Raw genomic sequence first — 18,772 nt, 5'->3', positions numbered from 1 at the left:
CTGAAAAAATCCCCAGTAATATTCGGTCATGACACTCCTGACCGACTCCCTGCCGAATGATCTTCAAACCTTGAAGGCCCTGGTCTCTGCCCAGAGGACAGAGATTGAGCGCTTGAAGATGATGATCGCCAAGCTGCGTCGCACGCAGTTCGGTCGCAGCTCCGAGCAATTGGAGGCGATGATCGACCAGCTCCAGCTGAGTCTTGAAGAGTTGGAAGTCAGTCAGACTGAATTGACGCCTCCAACCGAACCGCCACCTCGCACCGTCTCTCGGCGCAAGCCGTTACCTGAACACCTGCCTCGCGAAACGCACGTGCATCAGCCCGAGTCGCAATGCTCTGGCTGCGGTGGGAAACTTCGCCATTTGGGTGAGGATGTGGCCGAAGTATTGGAGTACGTTCCGGCACGTTTCAAAGTCATTCGCCATGTCCGTCCGAAGTGGGTTTGCCGATGCTGCGAGCACATCGCCCAGGTGCCGGCACCGAGCCGCCCGATAGCCCGAGGCCTTGCTGGCCCAGGGTTATTGGCTCATGTCCTGGTCTCCAAATTTGTCGATCACCTTCCGCTGTATCGGCAGTCCGAGATCTACGCCCGCGAGGGTGTGGATCTGGAGCGTTCCACCTTCTCCGACTGGGTCGGCCAGAGCAGTCAGTTGCTGCGACCACTGATCGGCGCCCTTGAGCGTCACGTCATGAGCGGCCATAAAGTCCATGCCGACGACACGCCGATTGGCGTGCTCGCCCCGGGCAACGGCAAAACCAAAACGGCTCGCCTGTGGACGTATGTGCGCGACGACCGACCTGCGGGTTACACGACGCCGGCGGCGGTATGGTTTGCTTATTCGCCGGATCGCAAAGGGCAGCATCCGCGCACTCATCTCAAGGGCTTCAGTGGGATCTTGCAGGCTGACGGCTACGCCGGTTTTGCTCAGTTGTATGCCACGGGCACCATTCAGGAAGCCGCGTGCTGGGCTCATGCCCGACGTAAGTTCTACGACGTCTACAAAGAGCAGGCTTCACCGCTTGCCGCCGAGGTGTTGCAACGGATTGCGGCACTATATGTCATCGAAAGCGAGATTCGCGGGCAACCGCCCAACCTGCGGAAAGCGGTTCGGCAAAGCCGCGCAAGTCCGCTGCTGGAACAACTACACGCTTGGCTTAACCAGACGCTGACTCAACTGTCGAAGAAATCGGCATTGGGCGGTGCGATCCTCTATGCCCTCAATCGGTGGCAGGCGTTGACGCGCTGCTGCGATGACGGCCGAGTCGAAATAGACAACAACGCCGCCGAACGGGCGCTGCGCGCCGTGGCGTTGGGTCGCAAGAATTACCTGTTTGTCGGTTCCGATGCCGGCGCAGAACGAGCGGCTGCGATTTACAGCCTGGTCGGTTCGGCCAAGCTCAACGACCTGAACCCGCAAGCCTATTTGACACACGTGCTGGAGCGCATCGCCGAGCACCCGATCAATCGGGTCGACGAACTGCTGCCCTGGAACGTTTCTCTCACCCCCACGGAACTCTGCGAGGCCGACTGATCCGCGACAGATGTGTATTCCAGTGATGCTGACATCTTGTTCCAGCGATTGTGATCCACTCGTGCTGCAGGTGCTGCCCCCCCCATTCCAATGATTGTGATCCATCACGCTGATGGTTTACTCCCACTCATCAAGCGTCCGCGAAGCCAAGAACGGTTCATTTCGTTCTCCTGGTGGACTCCTCACAGTCTAGACTTACTGAGGCGCTGAACAGGCTGGTGCAGTGGACGGCTTCGTCGCGTCCGACACGTGGCAACCGCGATCCCAATAGTAGGCCTCATGGAGGTTCCATCATGCACATGACATCCACCCACACGGTACTCGCCACTGTTTTTGCTGCCATTTCCAGTCTGGCCCATGCCACCGATCCCGCAGCAGGCAAGGCGCAAGGTGGCAACACCACTAAGCTGTCGTACGAGGTTTTCGTCTCGGATGGGGTTCAACGGGCCTCCGGCGCTCGACTACCGAACGGCGAGCCCGTCGTATCCTCGCCGATTTCGTCCACCCTGATTTTCGGGGAGAAGGAGGCTGTACTGGTCGATCCGCCGATGACGCTCGAACAGACCAAAGGCGTCGCTGACTGGGTAGCGGCCTCGGGCAAACAACTGAAATACATCTATGTCACCCATGGGCATGGCGACCACTGGTTCGGGGCTAAGCAGCTCATGGCGCGGTTCCCCGGCGTCACCGTCTATGCGACCGAAGGCACGATCAAACTCATGCATCTGCAGGCGACGGTCGGCCGGGAGCGAGTGTTCGACAAGGACTTCCCCGGCCTGATTGGCGAGACACCGATTCTTGCCCAACCGGTTCCGGCCGACGGCTTCCTGCTGGAAGGCAATGTCGTTCTCCCGGTCGAGGTCGGCCACACCGACACCGACGACACCACCGTATTGCATGTGCCTGCCATCGGCCTGGTGGTGGCCGGCGATGTCGCCTACAACGGTGTGCATCAGTACCTGCTCGAAGGCGGGCACGGCGGCCTGCAGTCCTGGATAGAGGCGATAGATCGCGTCAAGGCGCTCAAACCACGTGCTGTGGTTGCGGGCCACAAGCAGAAATCCCTCCCCGACGATCCGGCCATCCTGGATGAAACCCGCCAGTACCTGCTGGATGCACAACGGCTACTGGCGCAGAAGCCGACTCCTCGTGAGTACTTTGACCAGATGATCAAGCTCTATCCCAACCGAATTAACCTCGGCCCGCTGTGGTATAGCGGCGTCGGGCTGCTCAGCCAATCTTCGGCCAACAAGAACGCGAAGTCCTCAACCGATCAGTAAACGGACGAGATACAACCCGCCCATCATCCTTGAGGAATTCATCATGTTCACCTCTCTTAGCCGTATGGCACTGGCCATCGCTCTTCTCGTCTTTTCCGTGTTTGCCCAAGCAGCTGAGCAAACCGTCACCTTCACAGTAGATGGCATGAAGGTTGTCGGTACACTCAACCTGCCCGAGGGCGTGGAAAAACCACCGGTCGCTCTGCTGCTGCACAGCTTTGGTGGTAGCCGGGATGAAGTGAAGATACCTGCTGTCAAGGAGGGGATCTTTGCACGCGCCGCGCGCATCTGGGCCGACCAGGGTATCGCCAGTCTGCGTATCGACTATCGCTTCGCCGGCGGCGCCAGCGATGGAGATAGCGCAGACGCCACGCTGGACGCGCATGTAGCGGACGGACTGGGCGCGCTCGACTACCTCGCCAACTCCGGCCGCGTCGATGCCAACCGAATGGCTCTGGTCGGCTGGAGCATGGGCGGTGCCGTGTCCACCGCAGTGGCGGCCCGTACACCGCATAAACTGGACGCCGTAGCGCTGTGGAATCCGGCGACCAACATGCCGGCGTCGTTCCCGCTGCTGTGGGGGGCCGAGAAGATCAAAGAGGCCCTGGCCAGCGGTGACAGGCCGGTGGAGTTGCCGATGCCGCAGGGGCAGCCGCTCAAGGTCAAGTCGGCTTTCTTCGTCAGTCTGCTCACCCTGGTTCCGGCTGCGGAGATCGCCGGCTATGACGGCCCGCTGTTCGTCGCCGTCGGCACGAAGGACGATATTGTCTTCCCGCAACCCGCCCTGGGCCAGAGCCTGATCCGCTACCACCACGGCGAGGGCGAACTGTTCGTCAGGCCGATGGATCACTTTTTCAATGCGTTCCAGGACGAGAAGCAGGTTGATGAGTTGATTTCGGCGACGGCAAGCTTCATCGCGAAGAACGCCAACTAACGAGAGACCCACTTGCATGGTCAGCAGAGCCAATGTGTCCTTCCCGGCTGATGGCGGCATCAACCTCGGCTCCTGGCTATTCGTCCCCGAAGGCACGGGCCATCATCCGACCATCACTATGGCGCATGGCTACGCCGGCACCAAGTACCACGGCATCGAGCGCTTCGCCGAAGCTTTCTGCCAGGCCGGCTTCGTCGTACTGGTGCACGACCACCGTAGCTTCGGTTCGAGAGGAAAAAGGGGACGGATTTATTTTCTACCAAAATGACCGCTTTTGGCCGATAGCTGCCAATCGCGAAATGGTGCGATCGACCGACGCCCTTACGGTTAGTTAACTCAATCCAGCACCGGGCGCAGGAAAGAGCGTTCATAATTCAGGATAAATCTTCTCTGGGTAGCCTCCGCCACCCATCTGATTGCATTCCTCGTCCCGCTCGCCTTCTTTGCGATAGTGAACGTGATCGCACCATGTAAGGATGCGTGCCGCCACCTTCGACACCCGCCTGCGATAGCAGCGTATCTCACTGTATGCGCACGCAATGGTTTTGAAAGGCTTCGAGGGCATCTGCCGCCCGCGCGGTTGAGTTCACTGACAGCTAGCCACTTGGTAGCCGATCGACGAGGAAACCCACTAAAGTCTTCACCCTTCGGATCGGCGTGCCAACGGTAGTGACCTAAAGAAGCGACTAAATATTGTGTTGGATCTCCAGCATCCTGAACGTCACTTTTCCGCCCTCGGTGGGATAGCCGGTGTTGTCCTGCACATACGCACCCGCTTTGAAATACAGTGGTTTGGTCTTCCAGCTCGGGTCGATGGTGGTTCTCCAGTTGTATCCTGCTGCGCTGATGCCCAGCGCGCCCTTCGGGCTGAGGTGGATCTGGTAGGAAAAGTTGCGGTCGAGCGGCACACCCGTCGCAATGGTAATGACCTGGCCCTCTTCATCGTCGGGGCGCATGCGCACCTTGGCGACAATGTTTCCCGTCGAAGCCGACGTTTTGTATTGGTATTCCAGCTTCACCATGGGGCTGTTGCTGTCCTTGTTGTGAATCTGACCAATCACGATTTTCCCGGTGCTGGGCACCTGATTGACGGTCAGACTCGCCCGCAGAATGTTATCCGCCGCCGAATACTGCCAGTTGCGCAGCGTTCCATCGCTATAGGTTTCCCGCAACTCGCTGCGCGGGTAAATGGCGTTGGCCGTCCTGGAACCGGTCACAGGTGCCCAGAAGGAAAGGGTAGCGGCTTCAGAACTGAAATACTGGCCCTTGAAGCCTTGCGCCAATCGAGGCGTTTCTATGGTGGCCGGTGGGCTGCCTTCAGGGATGCTCAAATTCCAGGTGGCGAGGTCGATCATGTCAATAATCCTGTATGCGGGGAATGTTGCGGCCACAGTTGCGCTCGAACCGACACTATTGAGCTGTGTCAATTGGGTCTGCTGATTACGTATGGCGGTAGATTGACGTCAAATGTTCGTCGAGGTGGTTGTTGCAGGCTTTGTGCCTGCGAGGGTCACCGTTAGTCGGCTATTTTTGGAGTTGATGGAACTAATCCGGGTTGCTTAGCTGCTGCAGCGAAGGGACCTAAGCCTTCAGCGGTGGACGGGTCGGCTAGGACGAGTGCATGCTTTGGACGAAGAGTACGCTTGCTGATCGGATCGCGCCTTCTGCTGGGGCTGCGAGGACCGGTTCTACGCGGCTGGGCCGTGTTGTTGGAGATCGAACCCGAGCTGAACGACGCCTCGTCTGACACGTTGGTGCTGAAGAAGATCGGTCGGGATGGGCGCCGCTACCGCAAGCACTTCTTCGCGTTCAATGGCCTGGGCTTGCGTGACCTGTGCACCCGCGGTGACGATCTGCTGATCCTGGCGGGCCCCACCATGGAGCAGGACGGTCCGGTAACGGTCTTCCGCTGGCGCGGCGGTTTCGCGTCCGACGAGGAAAGCGTGGTCTTCACCGATCAATTGGAGAAGGTGCTGGAGGTGCCTTTCGGGCAAGGCAACGATCACGCTGAGGGCATGTGTCTGTTCCAATCGGGCGAGCAGCCTGGGGAGGTTCTGATGATCGTATACGACGCTGCGGCGGAGAGTCGTAAACACGGCGATACGGATGTGGAAGGGGACCTGTTCATCCTGGATTAGCGACGCACATCGACGTCAACGCGGCCTGTAGATCAGGTTTGCCTGGACTGCTGGCGCCACCCTCGGACTTACAGCACTGGCCCTGCAGTTCGAGTCGGTCTTCATCGCGGTGAAATGGCTCAGCGTTGCCTTTATCCTGTTCATCGCCTGGTACTTATGGTCAAAGAACACGGAACAAATGCAGGCGCCTCCAAAGCACTCAGCAGGCCGGGCCTTCTCGCCGGAGCCGTGCTGACTCTGAGTAATTTAAAGCCGTCGTATTTTTCGGCGCGGTGTTGCCCCATGCAATCGCCTGGGAATGGGGGGTGAACTTGGGGGTGGATTCGTGTGCCATCCCGACAGCAGACGATGGCTCCTCGCCATTGGCAGTATGACCCGCGCCGCGCAGATGCCCAGCCCAACGGTACTTTTAAACCGCGCGGAGCCAATCGACGATATCTCGATGATTCGCAGAGCCATGCCAAAAATGTCACCCTTTTTTGCAACGCAAAAGCCAGACGCTGTCTTAACAGCGGGTAGGCCAAGGGGAAAACCATGACAACGCACAAATTAACCATTAAAGACTTGCAGTTGAACGTTTCAATCCGCGGCCAAGGCTCACCGCTGCTCTTGCTCAACGGCCTGGGTGGTTTGATCCGTACCTTCGATCCCCTGCGCGATGAACTGGTGGACTACAGGACCATTACGTTGGACGTGCCCGGGGTCGGCAAATCGCAAATGCCCCGCTGGCCGATGCGTCTGCCGCGCCATGCCGACCTGATCGCCGAGATGCTCAAGCAATTGGGAATCGACCAGGTCGATGTGTTCGGCGTGAGTTGGGGCGGAGCGTTGGCGCAAGAATTCGCCCTGCGTTACCCGAGCATGGTGCGCCGGCTGATCCTCGCGGCGACCTCGGCCGGCCCGGCGATGCTGGTGAAGCCCGCCGACATCCTGGATTTTTTTGGCAGGAGAAAAAGCGCCAAACTGCACAAGCAAGGAGGCTCGCGCAATTCGATACAGACGCTGCTGCGCTTCGGTGTGGTGAACGGCATGCTCACGGTCAACCCGCGAACCTATTACCACCAACTCACCGCCTTGGTCGGCTGGACAAGCCTGCTGCGGCTGTTCCGTCTGCGCCAGCGCACGCTGATCCTCACCGGCGAACGCGACACCCTGGTGCGGCTGTACAATGCGCACATCCTGCGCCGCACCATTCGCCGTGCCGAACTGCACGTCCTGCAGGGAGAGGGGCATTTTTTCGTGGTGACCAGCGCCAGGCGAACCGCCGAAGCGATACGCGAATTCCTCTGCCAGCAGCACGGCGATGAAGAGCCCGTGTCGATAATCGCCAACGGCATGTTAAAGCCACGCCTGCTGCAATCCGAGCGGAATTGATCGCTGATGCCTGCTAGCGGGCTTGCCCAAGGTCGTGCAAGCCCGCTAGCAGGCCGTTGAAAAACGTAGGCGAGACAGGCAAGACAAAGCAAAAACGGCCGAAAAAGCGGAGTTTACGAACTGTAAATGAGCATTTTGAGACCGTCTTTAACGCAGTATTGCCAACGCAGATAGTTTTTCAACGGCTGTTAGCTTCGCGTCCCCAACGTAAGGACACTACCAAAGGGAAAAGGGGACACCCATTAGCCAGTCTCAAACGACTGCTTTTGGCCGAAAGCCGCCAGTTCAAGGGTAGCTATTGACCGTCGTTTATCATGATTTCCGGCTTTCGCGAACAGAGTAGACATCGAGTGAAGACTATTGCGGAGGTGCGCAAGAAGTTGCGCAGTACTGCGCAACTTCTTGCGCACTTTTTTCTGTTTCTCACCATGAACGTCGACAAAGCCACCACCGCAGCCATCCAACCCCTTGAAAAGTAATGGCTAGATGCTGGCTGGCACGACTTTTGATATCTCTGCTGACACCTGGGAAGGCTGTCAGCCAGTTTAACCAGCTCAGGATCAGGCTTGATTCGTTTGGCGCGCTTGGGTTTTGACTCGGTCATTGGATTTCCTTGGGGTAGGTAGTCTCCTGCCAAATGACCGTTTACTCAAAACTAATTACACCCTCGTGGCTCCTATCAAACCAGCGGACTCACCCGCATCCCACGCGCCGGGTCATCCAACAACCTGAATTGCTCCACCATGAAATCTATCAACATCCGCATCGACGGCAGCATCCCATGCCTGCTCGCAAACACGGCGTAGATCATTTCAGTCCTCGGAGCCCAGTCAGGCAAAACCACCACCAGTTGCCCGCGATCAATGTAGTCGTGCACCAGGGACATAGGCATCTGTGCAACACCGACGCCGTCTATCGCCGCGCATCGCAGCATGGGCAGTCCCTTGGTGATGAGTTGCGGGCGGTGTTGAATGGTAAATTCCGCGCCATTCTGATGAAACAACGTCCAGCTGTAATCACGTTGCGGACTGCCGTGATGGACGCTGGGGAAGCGTGACAGGTCTTCCGGTTCCTGGGGTTCGCCCAGGCGCTGCAATAGCGCGGGGCTGGCGACCAGACATTGTGGCCGCTGGGACATAACCCGGTTAACCAGGTCCGAGTCCTGAAGGGGAGGCGGGCGTACTCTCAGGGCAAGATCAACGCCCTCGGCCACCACGTCTACTTGACGGTCGCTGGCTTCCAGATGCACTTCGACTCGCGGGTGCATGGCCATGAATCGCGTGATCATGCTGCCTACGCATTCTTCCAGTAATACCGTCGGGCAGGTGACACGCAGCAAGCCGCCAGGTTCGGAGCGGGTCATGGCAACCGCCGCTTCAGCGGCTTCTGCTTCCTTGAGCATTGAACGGCAATGGGCGTAGTACGTCAGCCCTAGTTCCGTCACTTTGAAACTGCGGGTGTTACGGATGATCAAGCGCACACCGAGTCTTTCTTCGAGCAGTGCGATCCGTCGGCTGAGGTTGGATTTTGGAATGCCTAGCGCCCGAGCAGTCGGCGCGAAGCCACCGTGGTCCACCACCATAACAAAGTACTGAAGGTCATTGAGATCGAGCACTGGGCGACGTTCATTCAGCCAAAGGAGGCCAACTATACAAGAAGGATCGTCCACTGTATGGGAAAGAGAAACCAACTATTGGGGCCTAGTTGACCAGGCAGCACGGCGGCTAGATTGCCGCTGTTTGGTTGGTTCACTTAAGGAGATACAGATGTTACGCAGGACAGTTCTCGCCATGTCTTTGGGTTTGGCCGCACTGGGTTCGGTGTGTTGTGCCAATGCTGCAAATGATCCTTCCGTTGTGCTGGTGCATGGGGCGTTTGCCGACGGTTCTGACTGGGCGAAGGTGATCACCTTGTTACAGGCCAAGGGTGTGGAAGTACGGGCCGTGCAGAACGGTTTGAATTCGCTGGCCGATGATGTGGCCACAACCCGTCGCGCTATTGAAACGGCGCCGGGCAAAGTGGTGCTGGTCGGGCATTCGTGGGGCGGCAGTGTGATCACTGAAGCCGGTGCCAGTGACAAGGTAGCGGCGCTGGTTTACGTGGCCGCCTTCGCCCCGGACGTCGGGCAGACCACGGGTGAGCTCGGTAAAGACTATCCGCCGTCGCCGGGCATGCGCGAATTTGTGGCCGACAAGGCCGGGTATCTGTCGCTCACGCAGCACGGTATGGCGCAGGATTTCGCCCCGGACGTGCCCGCCGCGCAGGCCCGATTGATGGCCGCCACGCAAGGCGCCATCAATGCCCGAGCGTTCGACGAACGCATCAGCGTGGCCGCGTGGAAGCAGAAGCCATCGTGGTACATCGTCAGTGAGCGCGATCGCATGATTGCACCTGAACTTCAGCGCGCACTCGCCAGGAAAATAAACGCCACAACGACGGCACTGCCCACCAGCCATGTGCCGCATCAGTCCCGCCCGGCAGACGTGGCCAAGGTCATTACCGAAGCGCTGAACACCACGCGCTGAACATGACCTGCGATGTAAATCAAAGTCGTCACATCAATAAATAGGGATATGAAAGATGACTGTAAATAGCAAGGTATTCGACTTTGTCATTCTGGGTGGCGGTTCTGCCGGCGCCGTATTGGCGGCACGTTTGTCGGAAGACGAACAACTTAGTGTTCTGTTGGTTGAGGCGGGTCGAGCCTTTGAGCCCGATGAGTATCCAGAAGTGATCTACAGTAGCAATATCATCGCCGCCAACGCGGATGGACGTTATGAGTGGGGGTATTTCGCAACGCCGGTCGATCAACCGCAAGCGGTCTACGTTCCGCGTGGAAAAGTACTGGGCGGAAGTTCTGCCATCAATGGCGCCGTTGCCTGCCGGGCCTTGCCTTTTGACTTTGCGCGCTTCACTGCCAAAGGCCTGAAAGGCTGGAGCTTTGAAGAGGTGCTGCCCTATTACAAAAAAATGGAGCGCACCCCGCACGGTGAAGAACAATGGCACGGCCGCAGCGGGCCGCTGCCGATTCACCAAATGTCATTGGAGTACATCACTCCTGTACAGCGCGCAATGGTCGAGGCGGCTTGGGCTTGCGGAGCCAACAAAGTTGACGACTTTAATGACCCAGAGGCCAATAACGGCGCTGGCCCCATTCCAATGAACGTGATCAACGGTGTACGCGTTAACACCGGGATGGCCTATCTCACTCGTGCAGTCCGCGCTCGCCCAAACCTGACGATCCTGGATCAAAGCCTCATCGACAAAGTGTTGATTGAAGGCGGCAAGGTTCAGTCCGTGCTGTTGGCTGGAGGTGAAAAAGTCCACGGCAGAGAAGTCATTCTTTGTGCTGGCGCCTATGGCTCTGCTGCCATTCTTCTACGTTCAGGTGTGGGCCCCAGGGCAGACCTTGAAGCCTTGGATATTCCCTTGGTCAAAGAGGCGCCGGTCGGTGTTCGACTGCTCGATCATGCGTTCTTCTGGATGAATTTCAGTGGAACAGAAGCGTTGAAGGAGCAGGATCATCCGGTGGTGGGGGCGCAGTGGTGGACCCACTCATCCAATGCCGGTTCGGATAAAGAACTGGATATCGCTATTTCTCCCTCGCATTTGCTCGACCCCGCCAGCAGTCCGACCGGTGTTGCGTTTTCGCTGGGGCTGGAACTGATGCATTGCACGTCCCACGGCCGCCTGCGTTTGAAAAGTCGCGATCCCGGAGAGGCACCTGTTATCGAACTGAATCATTTGAGCAGTGAGGATGATATGAACAGGATGATCGAGTGTTTCCGTCTGGCCAGAAAACTGGCCAACACCGAACCGCTTAAAAGCATGATCGTGGAAGAGCTCTATCCAGGCTCATCCACTGACGATAGTAAGGAGCAAATTCGTGCCGTGCTGGCAAAAGGTGTGGGCACTTTGCAGCACCCTTGTTCGACGGCCCCGATGGGGTTGCCGGATGACCAAAACGCCGTGGTGGATGAGGAAGGGCGCGTTTACGGCATAGAAGGGCTGCGTGTTATTGATGCGTCTATTTTTCCCGAGATCCCGCTGATCAACTTGAACCCGACCGTCATCATGGTGGCGGAAAAGTTGTCCGATGCCATTAAAAAATCCCGCCAGTGCGCATAAAAAACTCCGAGGGGGCATGCCATCGGGAAGGTATGCTCCCGACTTTCTCAGGATGACCAAAATTTGAACAAACTGTCCGAGATGCATTCTTTCGCCATGGTGGTGGACACCGGCAGTATTTCCGAAGCCGCCCGGCGTTTGGGTATCGCCAAGTCAATGGTCAGCCTGCGGATCCAGCAATTGGAAAAGCGCCTGGGCAGCATCTTGTTGGAGCGTGGTCGTCAGGCCCGGCTGACTGAGTCTGGCGAGGTGTTTCACCGTTATTGCGTGCGTATTCTGGCCGATGTCGAAGATGCCGAAGACGCGGTGCTGGCGTTTCAATCGAGTTTGCGCGGGGTCCTGCGGCTTGCCGCGCCGATGGCCTTCAGCATTCGCTACCTGACGCCGATTCTGTCGTCATTCGCGGTGCGTTACCCCGAGTTGCGGCTGGATGTCGAGTTTGATGACCGCCACGTCAACCTGCACGAAGAGCAGTATGACGCGGCCATCCGCATCGGCGAGTTGCCTGACTCCTCGCTGGTCGCCAAGACCATTACGCCCAACCGTCACATCATCTGTGCGAGTCCGGAGTACCTGGCCGCTCACGGCACACCGCAAACCCCGCAAGAGCTGGCCCAGCATTTCGCCATGCTCTATGTGAATCGCGAACCCCACGGCATGTGGACGCTGCCGGTGAACAACACCCTGGAATCGTTCCGTGTGCGCTGCCGTATGCGCACCAATAATGGCCATCAACTTTTGGAAGCCGCCAAGGCCGGTATGGGCCTGGCGATTTTGCCGACCTTCCTGGCGGCGCAGGCGATGGTCGCCGGTGAGCTTAAGGAGGTGCTTGCGCCTTATGCCCCGCGTGGCGGCAATATCTCGGCAGTCTACCGTCGATCCCAGAGAGCTTCGCCCAAGCTTCAGGCGCTGATCAACTTCCTCATCGAGCAGATCGGCAGCCCGCCAGTGTGGGAGCAAATGCTGACGGCTCACTCGCAGCCACAGCGTTGATTCGTTCGAGAATAACGAAACGTGGAATCGTCTTTTGCCGGCTTATGAGCCTGCGCGCCCTCCCATATGCTTTTTCCCAACAGACGCAATCTGGCGTCTGACAGGGAAGAAGACGGATGAAGAGTACCCTTAACAATCCTGCTCGCCGTGCTGTTCTGGCCGGCGGTGTTGTGGCCGCCGCGACATTGGCGGCGGGCAGTGGTTTGGTGCAGGCGTTGGAGTCAAGCGGTAGTACCGGCAAGCGTGCCGCTCACAGCGCCCCGGTTGACGTGATCATTGTCGGCGGTGGCTCGGCAGGTGCGGTTTTGGCCCGTCGTTTGAGCGAAAACAACCAGCGTCAGGTGGTATTGCTTGAGGCGGGCCACAGCTACAGTCCGCACAATTACCCCGAGATCATTGCCAGCAGTGACATCGTCGGCGCCAATGGCAATCCTGAGTTCGAATGGGGTTACAAGACCCGACCGGGCTACATCGACCACCCCATCGGCGCCTTGCGCGGTAAGGTGCTGGGAGGGAGTTCGGCAATCAATGGAGCGGTGGCCATCCGCGCCCGTGCCAGCGACTTCAAGCGCTGGGATCTGCCTGGCTGGAGCTATGAAGAGCTGCTGCCTTCGTTCAAAAAACTGGAAACTCACAGCGGTGGTGCCAGCCCGTTGCACGGCCATGAAGGGCCGCTGCCGGTGCATCAATTGGGCAAGGCCGATGTCACTCCCATGCAGCGCGCCTTCATCTACGCGACCTTCGCCAACGGCTACAGGGTGATTGAGGACTTTGACGGCGCTGACGCCCACGGCGTGGGCCCGTACCCGATGAACATCGTCAACGGCGTGCGGGTCAACACTGGCATGGCGTACCTCACCGATGAGGTGCGCGCCCGCGACAACCTGCATATCCGTACCGACAGCCTGGTGGACAAAGTACTGTTCGACGGTACTCGTGCGATCGGTGTGCAACTGGGCAACGGTGAGAAGCTGCTGGCCGGTGAAGTGATCCTGTCGGCGGGTAGCTACGGCAGCGCCGCGATCCTGTTGCGTTCCGGCATTGGTCCTGGCGAGGACTTGCATGCATTGCAGATTCCACAAGTCGCCGAGCTTGCAGTCGGGCAGAACCTGGTGGATCACCCGTTCTATTACAACGCCTATGCCGCCAAGCCTGACGTGATCGGCAGCCAGTCGCCCGCTATCGGGGCCAAACTCTGGACGCGCAGCCGTTCTGCCGAGAATGGCGAGCTGGATCTGCATATCACGGCCACCCACTTGTTTCCCCATGAACAGAGTCCGACCGGCGTTGGCTTCGTGCTCGCGGTAGCCCTGACCCGGCCACTGTCTCGGGGCAAGGTGACGCTGGCCAGTCGCGATCCGTTCGTGGCGCCGAACATCGACCTGAATTTTCTCGCCGAGCCCAAGGATCGCCAGCGTCTGCTGGATGGCATCCGCCTGGCCCGCAAAATCGGCACCACGGGGCCTTTGAATTCGTTGACTCATTCCGAGCTCAACCCCGGTCCAGGCAACGACTCGGACGAGGCCTTGCTGGCCAGTGTCAAAGCCAGTCTCGACACCTATCACCACCCGACCTCGACGGCCCCGATGGGCAAGCCTGGGGATGCGCGGGCGGTGGTCGACCTGCAAGCGCGGGTCATCGGCGTGCAGGGGCTGCGCGTGGTGGACGCTTCGATCTTTCCCGACGTGCCATCGGTCGCCACCAACATCACCGTGATTGCCACCGCCGAGCACATTGCCCGTCTTTACGCTTGACCCTCAGGAACCTGCCTCTATGAACAGCACCCCGGTTTTGAACTGGATCGACGGCCAATGGCTGGACTCCGGTGTTTACAAAGACTCCATCGACCCTGCGACCTACGAGTTGATTGGTCGTTACGCGGAAGGTGGCTTGAACGAAGCGCAACAAGGGATTGAAGCTGCGCAACGGGCGTTCGCTGAATCGTCCTGGAAAGATGACCGCCAATTGCGCGCCAAGGTTTTACTGGAACTGGCGGACGCCTTCGAACGCAACGCCGATGAACTGATCGACACCCTGGCGCTGGAAAACGGCAAGATCAGACCCGAAGCCGAGTTCGAGGTCGGCATGGTGCCCTCCAAGTTGCGCTATTACGCTGCTCTGGCGCGTGCCGAATACGGTCGAGCGGCCGAGCCCCGGCCCGGCAAGCTATCGTTGGTGATTCGTCAGGCGGTCGGCGTGGCGGGCATCATCGTGCCGTGGAACTCGCCGGTGGTGCTGATGATTCGCTCGCTGGCACCGGCGCTGGCGGCGGGTTGCACCACGGTCATCAAAATGCCCGGACAAACCGCCCAGACCAACTGCCTGGTGGCCCGGATCATGAGCGAGGCGCTGTCGCTGCCGCGCGGCGTGATCAATCTGTTCAGCGAGCAGGGCGCGGCCGGCTCCATTCATCTGGTGGAATCACCCCGGGTTCCGGTAATCAGTTTTACCGGCAGCACCACCACCGGCCGGGCGATTTCAGCCGTGGGTGCGCAACACCTCAAACGTTTTGGCCTGGAGCTGGGTGGGAAAACACCCATGTTGGTGTTTAACGACGCCGACCTCGATGCAGCCGTCCCGACTCTGGTGAAAGCGCTGACAGTATTCGCCGGCCAGTTCTGCATGACCGGTTCGCGGCTGCTGGTGCAACGCGATATCGCCACGGCGTTGACCGAGCGTCTGGCCGCGCGACTGGAAGCCGTGCGTGTGGGGCCCGCCGCGGACCCGGCCAGCGAAATGGGTCCGTTGATCGATAAGCCCAACGTGCAACGGGTCAATCAAATCGTGAAGGAGGCGATTACCGCCGGTGCCCAAGTCATCGTTCGCGGCGGCCCGGTGACCGAGGGGCCTTTGGCCAGGGGCGCGTTCTATCGCCCGACACTGCTGCGGGTCAGCGACCCCGATATGGCGATCGTCCAGCGCGAGACCTTCGGCCCGGTGCTGACGCTGCAGGTATTCGACAGCGAAGCCGAGGCGATCGAACTGGCCAACAACAGCGAGTTCGGTCTGGCGGCCAGTGTCTGGACCCGCGATGTCGACCGCGCGCTGCGGGTGGCTCGCGAACTGGAGGCGGGCACGGTGTGGGTCAACGATTGGGCCGTGGTCTACGACGAGTTCGAAGAAGGAGGTTTCAAGCAGTCGGGGCAGGGGCGCCTCAACGGCGTGGCGGCCATGGATGACTTTGTCGAGTACAAACACATCGCCCTCAATCCTGGCCTGCGCCAAGGCTGAATCCGATGCAGCCAACCCGATTATTGATCGGCGCGCTGCTGGCAGGGACGCTTGCCGCGTCCTCTGCCTTTGCCGCCAACCAGAAAAATGTGTCGCCCATGAGAAGTGCCCCCATGTCCCAGGACAGACTTTACGACGCTTTACTTGACGCACTCGCCGCGACGTTCGGCCATCACCCGGGATTTCGCATGACCCATGCCAAGGGTGTATTGCTAAGCGGAACCTTTGCGGCTTCGCCATCAGCTCCCGTACTAAGCCGGGCTGCCCATTTGCAGGGGCAACCGGTGCCGGTGGTGCTGAGGTTCTCCAACTTCAGCGGCGTGCCGGCCACCGAGGACGGCGATCCGCAGGCCAGTCCTCACGGTCTGGCCGTTCGCTTTACGCTGCCGGACGGTGAGTTCACGGACATCGTGACGCACTCGTTCAACGGCTTTCCGGTGGCCACGCCCGAAGACTTTCTGAGTTTTTTGCAAGGCATTGCCGCCAACGTCGCCACGCCGCCGGATCCGCTGCCGCTGCAAACCTTTCTGGCCAGTCATCCACGCGCGGAGCACTTCCTTCAGACACCCAAGCCCGCGCCGAGCAGTTACGCCGGTATCGAATACTTTGGCGTGAATACCCTGGTGTTCAGCAACCGTCAGGGTGAAGTGTTTATCGGTCGCTACCGTATTGAACCGTTGCGGGCAGAGCCTGCATTGAGTGATCAGCAAGCCGCCGCAATGCCAGCCGATTATTTGCAGGACGAAATCGGCGCACGACTGGCCAAGGGGGCAGTGAAGTTACGTCTGGTGGTGCAACTGGCGGCGCCGGGGGATGCCATCGAAGATGGTTCGATCCCTTGGTCGCGCAACCACGAGGAAGTCGAGCTGGGGATTCTGACCCTCGATGCGCTGGTCCCGGCCGAGGCGCAACAACTCGCCCAGCAGCGGCTTGATTTCAACCCCGGGCGCTTGCCCGATGGCATCGCACCCAGTCACGACCCGATGATTCTGGCGCGCGAACGCCTCTACCAGCGGGCCGTGCTCCGGCGGCAGCAACCATGAGCATTGACGCTGAAATCGGCGTCAGTGTGATTGTGCATGAGGTTAATCCGCAGTATCAGGCGTTGTATGAGCAATGGATGAACAAAGCCATCGACGCCCATCGGCAGTTTCCGGGTTATCTGGCGACGGATGTGCTCAAACCGGTCGGCTCGCACTTGCGCTACGCAATCATCCTGCGCTTTGTCAGCAAGGGGCATGTCACGGCCTGGCTGGAATCCCGGGTACGTCATGCCTTGTTGCGCGAATCCTTGCCCTGGTTGCGGCAGGACTACCCCCGTACTGAGGATGATTCGAAATTCTGGTTTGAGCCATTGCAAGGTCGGGTGACCGTCGAGCGATGGAAGCAATGGGTATTGTCCTGGATGATCGTCTTGCCATTGACCGTTTTTGTGCCGTGGATTTTGGCGGCTGGGCTTGAACTGTCTGATCTGCGTCTGCCGGTCTGGCTATTCAAGGTAGCGGTTGCCGGGGTGGTGTCATTCAGTATGGTCTATGGGTTGATGCCGTTGACGACGCGTCTGATGTCGCGCTGGTTGTTGAGCTGATATCAGTGGTCGCCTATGGCTTTGGAGGGAACTGTTTCCTGAAGTCAGTCGGTGTTCTCCATGTTGCTTACTGCATCAGCGGTAGGGGCAATAGACCGCTTTCAGCGATGACTGCAACCGACCCCTTAGCTGCCCTTCGCGGAGGGCAGATAATTGGCCAGGACGAATTGAGGCAGTCGCGACAGGCGAAAACTGACCCGATATGGATAGTCCCTCTCACTTTTCGAGACTCTCGGTACTGCTGACAGCTGCCTGCCGCCCGCGCTCGAGGTCGACGCCAGCCAGGATCAGCAGGCCGACAACGAAATAGCTGCCGGTGATCAGCATCGCCAGGCGGTGATCGCCGCCGGATAGCCAACTGGTCAGGCCGTAAGTCATGGGGCCGAGGATTGCTGACAGTTTGACTGCCAGCCCCCAGAGGCCGAAGAACTCCGCCAGGCGCGTCGGCGGCGCCAGCAGACCGACTATCGCGCGGCCGGCCGATTGACTGGCGCCCATGCACAGACCGGCGAGGTTGGCCGCCAGCCAGAATAGCTCAGGGCCACGTGCGACCCAGACCATGCCGACCATGCCGAGCCATCCCAACAGGGTCAGCGCCAGCGTGGCGCGATGGCCGAGGCGATCCTGCAACCAACCGAACAGCACGGCGCCGATGGAGGCCGTGATATTCACCACGAAGATCAGCAGCAGCGTGTCCTGGGTATTGAAGCCCATGACCTGATTGGCATAGATGGCCGCCAGGGTGATCACCGCCGAGATGCCGGCTTGGTAGCAGACGGTGCAGGCAAGGAAGCGCAGCAGGTCGCGATAGCGGTCGGCTTCGCGCAGCGTCTGCGCGAAGCGCGCCAACGCCGCTTGCGCGATAGGCGTGCCGCCGCGTCCTGGCTGCGGCTGGCTGCGTTCGCGCAGGAACAGGAAGGTCGGCACGCTGGCTACCGCGAACAAGGCCGCGGTGATCAGCATGCACACCGGCACGAACTGCGTCGCAGTCTGGCCCTGCGCCTGGGCCCAGCTGACGAAGGCCAGGCAGGCGCCCAGGCTGAGTAGGCCGCCGATATAGCCGAACCCCCAGCCCCAACCGGACACTTTGCCCAAGGCATCTGCACGGGCGAGTTGGGGCAGGAAGGCGGCGATCAGGTTCTCGCCGCAGCCGAAGCAGAAGTTGGATAGCACGATGAAAAGGATCGCGATACCGAGCTCCCCCGGTCCGGCCAGCGCGAGTCCAGAGGTAAAGGCGACGCAACCGACCGTGCTGAACAACAACAGGCGCTTCTTGCAGGCGAAGGCGTCGGCGTAGGCGCCGATCAGCGGCGCGGTCAGGATGATCAGGACATAGGAGAGGGCGGTGGCGCTGGTCCAGGCCAGCGTACCCCAGGCTTCGCCCTTGGCGACCACCGCGACGAAGTAGGCGTTGAACACGGCGGTGATCACCACCGTTGTGTAGCCGGAGTTGGCGAAATCGAACATCGCCCAAGCCCAGATTTCTCGGCGCGTCACTCCGGGGGCAAGGCTGGCTGGCATGGCGATCTCTCTGTAGGCGCTGCGTCCTTGAGAGCCTAGCCCCGGCTCAGC

Annotated in this window: 16 protein-coding genes; 13 read left to right on the top strand and 3 right to left on the bottom strand. The window is 59.5% G+C overall.

The window, feature by feature from the left end; translation table 11 throughout:
* Window positions 1-28: 28 nt before the first annotated feature.
* The 4 genes from tnpC to ACYZT2_RS17455 all read left to right on the top strand — a co-directional run bounded on the left by tnpC (window position 29) and on the right by ACYZT2_RS17455 (window position 4,016).
* Window positions 29-1,534, top strand: coding sequence for an IS66 family transposase (gene tnpC, locus ACYZT2_RS17470; protein WP_461965954.1), 1,506 nt, complete (start codon window positions 29-31; stop codon window positions 1,532-1,534).
* Between the two features lie 293 nt (window positions 1,535-1,827).
* Entirely contained in the window at window positions 1,828-2,814 is a 987-nt protein-coding gene (locus tag ACYZT2_RS17465; RefSeq protein WP_461965952.1) for an MBL fold metallo-hydrolase, read from the top strand.
* Between the two features lie 43 nt (window positions 2,815-2,857).
* Entirely contained in the window at window positions 2,858-3,748 is an 891-nt protein-coding gene (locus tag ACYZT2_RS17460; protein WP_461965950.1) for an alpha/beta hydrolase family protein, read from the top strand.
* 16 nt (window positions 3,749-3,764) lie between these two features.
* On the top strand, window positions 3,765-4,016 hold the full coding sequence (locus ACYZT2_RS17455; RefSeq protein WP_461965948.1) for a hypothetical protein: 252 nt from the start codon (window positions 3,765-3,767) through the stop codon (window positions 4,014-4,016).
* A 418-nt stretch (window positions 4,017-4,434) separates the two neighbouring features.
* On the opposite strand, the gene ACYZT2_RS17450 is transcribed toward ACYZT2_RS17455, so the two are convergent.
* A complete protein-coding gene (locus tag ACYZT2_RS17450; RefSeq protein WP_461965946.1) occupies window positions 4,435-5,103 on the bottom strand; it encodes a polysaccharide lyase family 7 protein in 669 nt (222 codons plus the stop codon).
* A gap of 288 nt (window positions 5,104-5,391) precedes the next feature.
* Between ACYZT2_RS17450 and ACYZT2_RS17445 the strand changes: the two genes are divergently transcribed.
* A complete protein-coding gene (locus ACYZT2_RS17445) occupies window positions 5,392-5,886 on the top strand; it encodes a DUF3616 domain-containing protein (RefSeq protein WP_461965944.1) in 495 nt (164 codons plus the stop codon).
* A 534-nt stretch (window positions 5,887-6,420) separates the two neighbouring features.
* Entirely contained in the window at window positions 6,421-7,260 is an 840-nt protein-coding gene (locus tag ACYZT2_RS17440) for an alpha/beta fold hydrolase (protein WP_461965942.1), read from the top strand.
* A gap of 679 nt (window positions 7,261-7,939) precedes the next feature.
* On the opposite strand, the gene ACYZT2_RS17435 is transcribed toward ACYZT2_RS17440, so the two are convergent.
* On the bottom strand, window positions 7,940-8,842 hold the full coding sequence (locus ACYZT2_RS17435; protein WP_461973150.1) for a LysR substrate-binding domain-containing protein: 903 nt from the start codon (window positions 8,840-8,842) through the stop codon (window positions 7,940-7,942).
* 184 nt (window positions 8,843-9,026) lie between these two features.
* On the opposite strand from ACYZT2_RS17435, the gene ACYZT2_RS17430 reads away from it, so the two are divergent.
* The 7 genes from ACYZT2_RS17430 (at window position 9,027) to ACYZT2_RS17400 (ending at window position 17,200) form a co-directional block, all read left to right on the top strand.
* The gene (locus ACYZT2_RS17430; protein ID WP_461965940.1) at window positions 9,027-9,785 is read left to right on the top strand and encodes an alpha/beta fold hydrolase; all 759 of its coding nucleotides are present in this window, start codon (window positions 9,027-9,029) and stop codon (window positions 9,783-9,785) included.
* A gap of 55 nt (window positions 9,786-9,840) precedes the next feature.
* Window positions 9,841-11,388 carry a GMC family oxidoreductase gene (locus tag ACYZT2_RS17425; protein ID WP_461965938.1) on the top strand — a complete coding sequence of 516 codons (1,548 nt, stop codon included), beginning with the start codon at window positions 9,841-9,843 and terminating at the stop codon, window positions 11,386-11,388.
* Between the two features lie 63 nt (window positions 11,389-11,451).
* Entirely contained in the window at window positions 11,452-12,381 is a 930-nt protein-coding gene (locus ACYZT2_RS17420; RefSeq protein ID WP_461965936.1) for a LysR family transcriptional regulator, read from the top strand.
* Between the two features lie 116 nt (window positions 12,382-12,497).
* Window positions 12,498-14,135 (top strand): GMC family oxidoreductase, encoded by a 1,638-nt coding sequence (locus ACYZT2_RS17415; RefSeq protein WP_461965934.1) that lies wholly within the window; start codon window positions 12,498-12,500, stop codon window positions 14,133-14,135.
* Between the two features lie 19 nt (window positions 14,136-14,154).
* On the top strand, window positions 14,155-15,612 hold the full coding sequence (locus tag ACYZT2_RS17410; RefSeq protein ID WP_461965932.1) for an aldehyde dehydrogenase family protein: 1,458 nt from the start codon (window positions 14,155-14,157) through the stop codon (window positions 15,610-15,612).
* 113 nt (window positions 15,613-15,725) lie between these two features.
* Window positions 15,726-16,655, top strand: a complete 930-nt coding sequence (locus ACYZT2_RS17405; RefSeq protein ID WP_461965930.1) for a catalase family peroxidase — start codon at window positions 15,726-15,728, stop codon at window positions 16,653-16,655.
* Window positions 16,652-17,200: a hypothetical protein gene (locus ACYZT2_RS17400; protein WP_461965928.1), complete on the top strand. Its 549-nt coding sequence runs from the start codon at window positions 16,652-16,654 to the stop codon at window positions 17,198-17,200. The genes ACYZT2_RS17405 and ACYZT2_RS17400 overlap by 4 nt, the downstream gene beginning before the upstream one ends.
* A 216-nt stretch (window positions 17,201-17,416) precedes the next feature.
* Here ACYZT2_RS17400 and ACYZT2_RS17395 read toward each other — a convergent pair whose 3' ends face one another.
* The gene (locus tag ACYZT2_RS17395) at window positions 17,417-18,721 is read right to left on the bottom strand and encodes an MFS transporter (protein ID WP_461965926.1); all 1,305 of its coding nucleotides are present in this window, start codon (window positions 18,719-18,721) and stop codon (window positions 17,417-17,419) included.
* Window positions 18,722-18,772 lie beyond the last annotated feature (51 nt).

Source organism: Pseudomonas sp. MDT1-85 (genome assembly GCF_054898065.1).
This window is presented reverse-complemented; position numbering and strand designations above follow the sequence as displayed.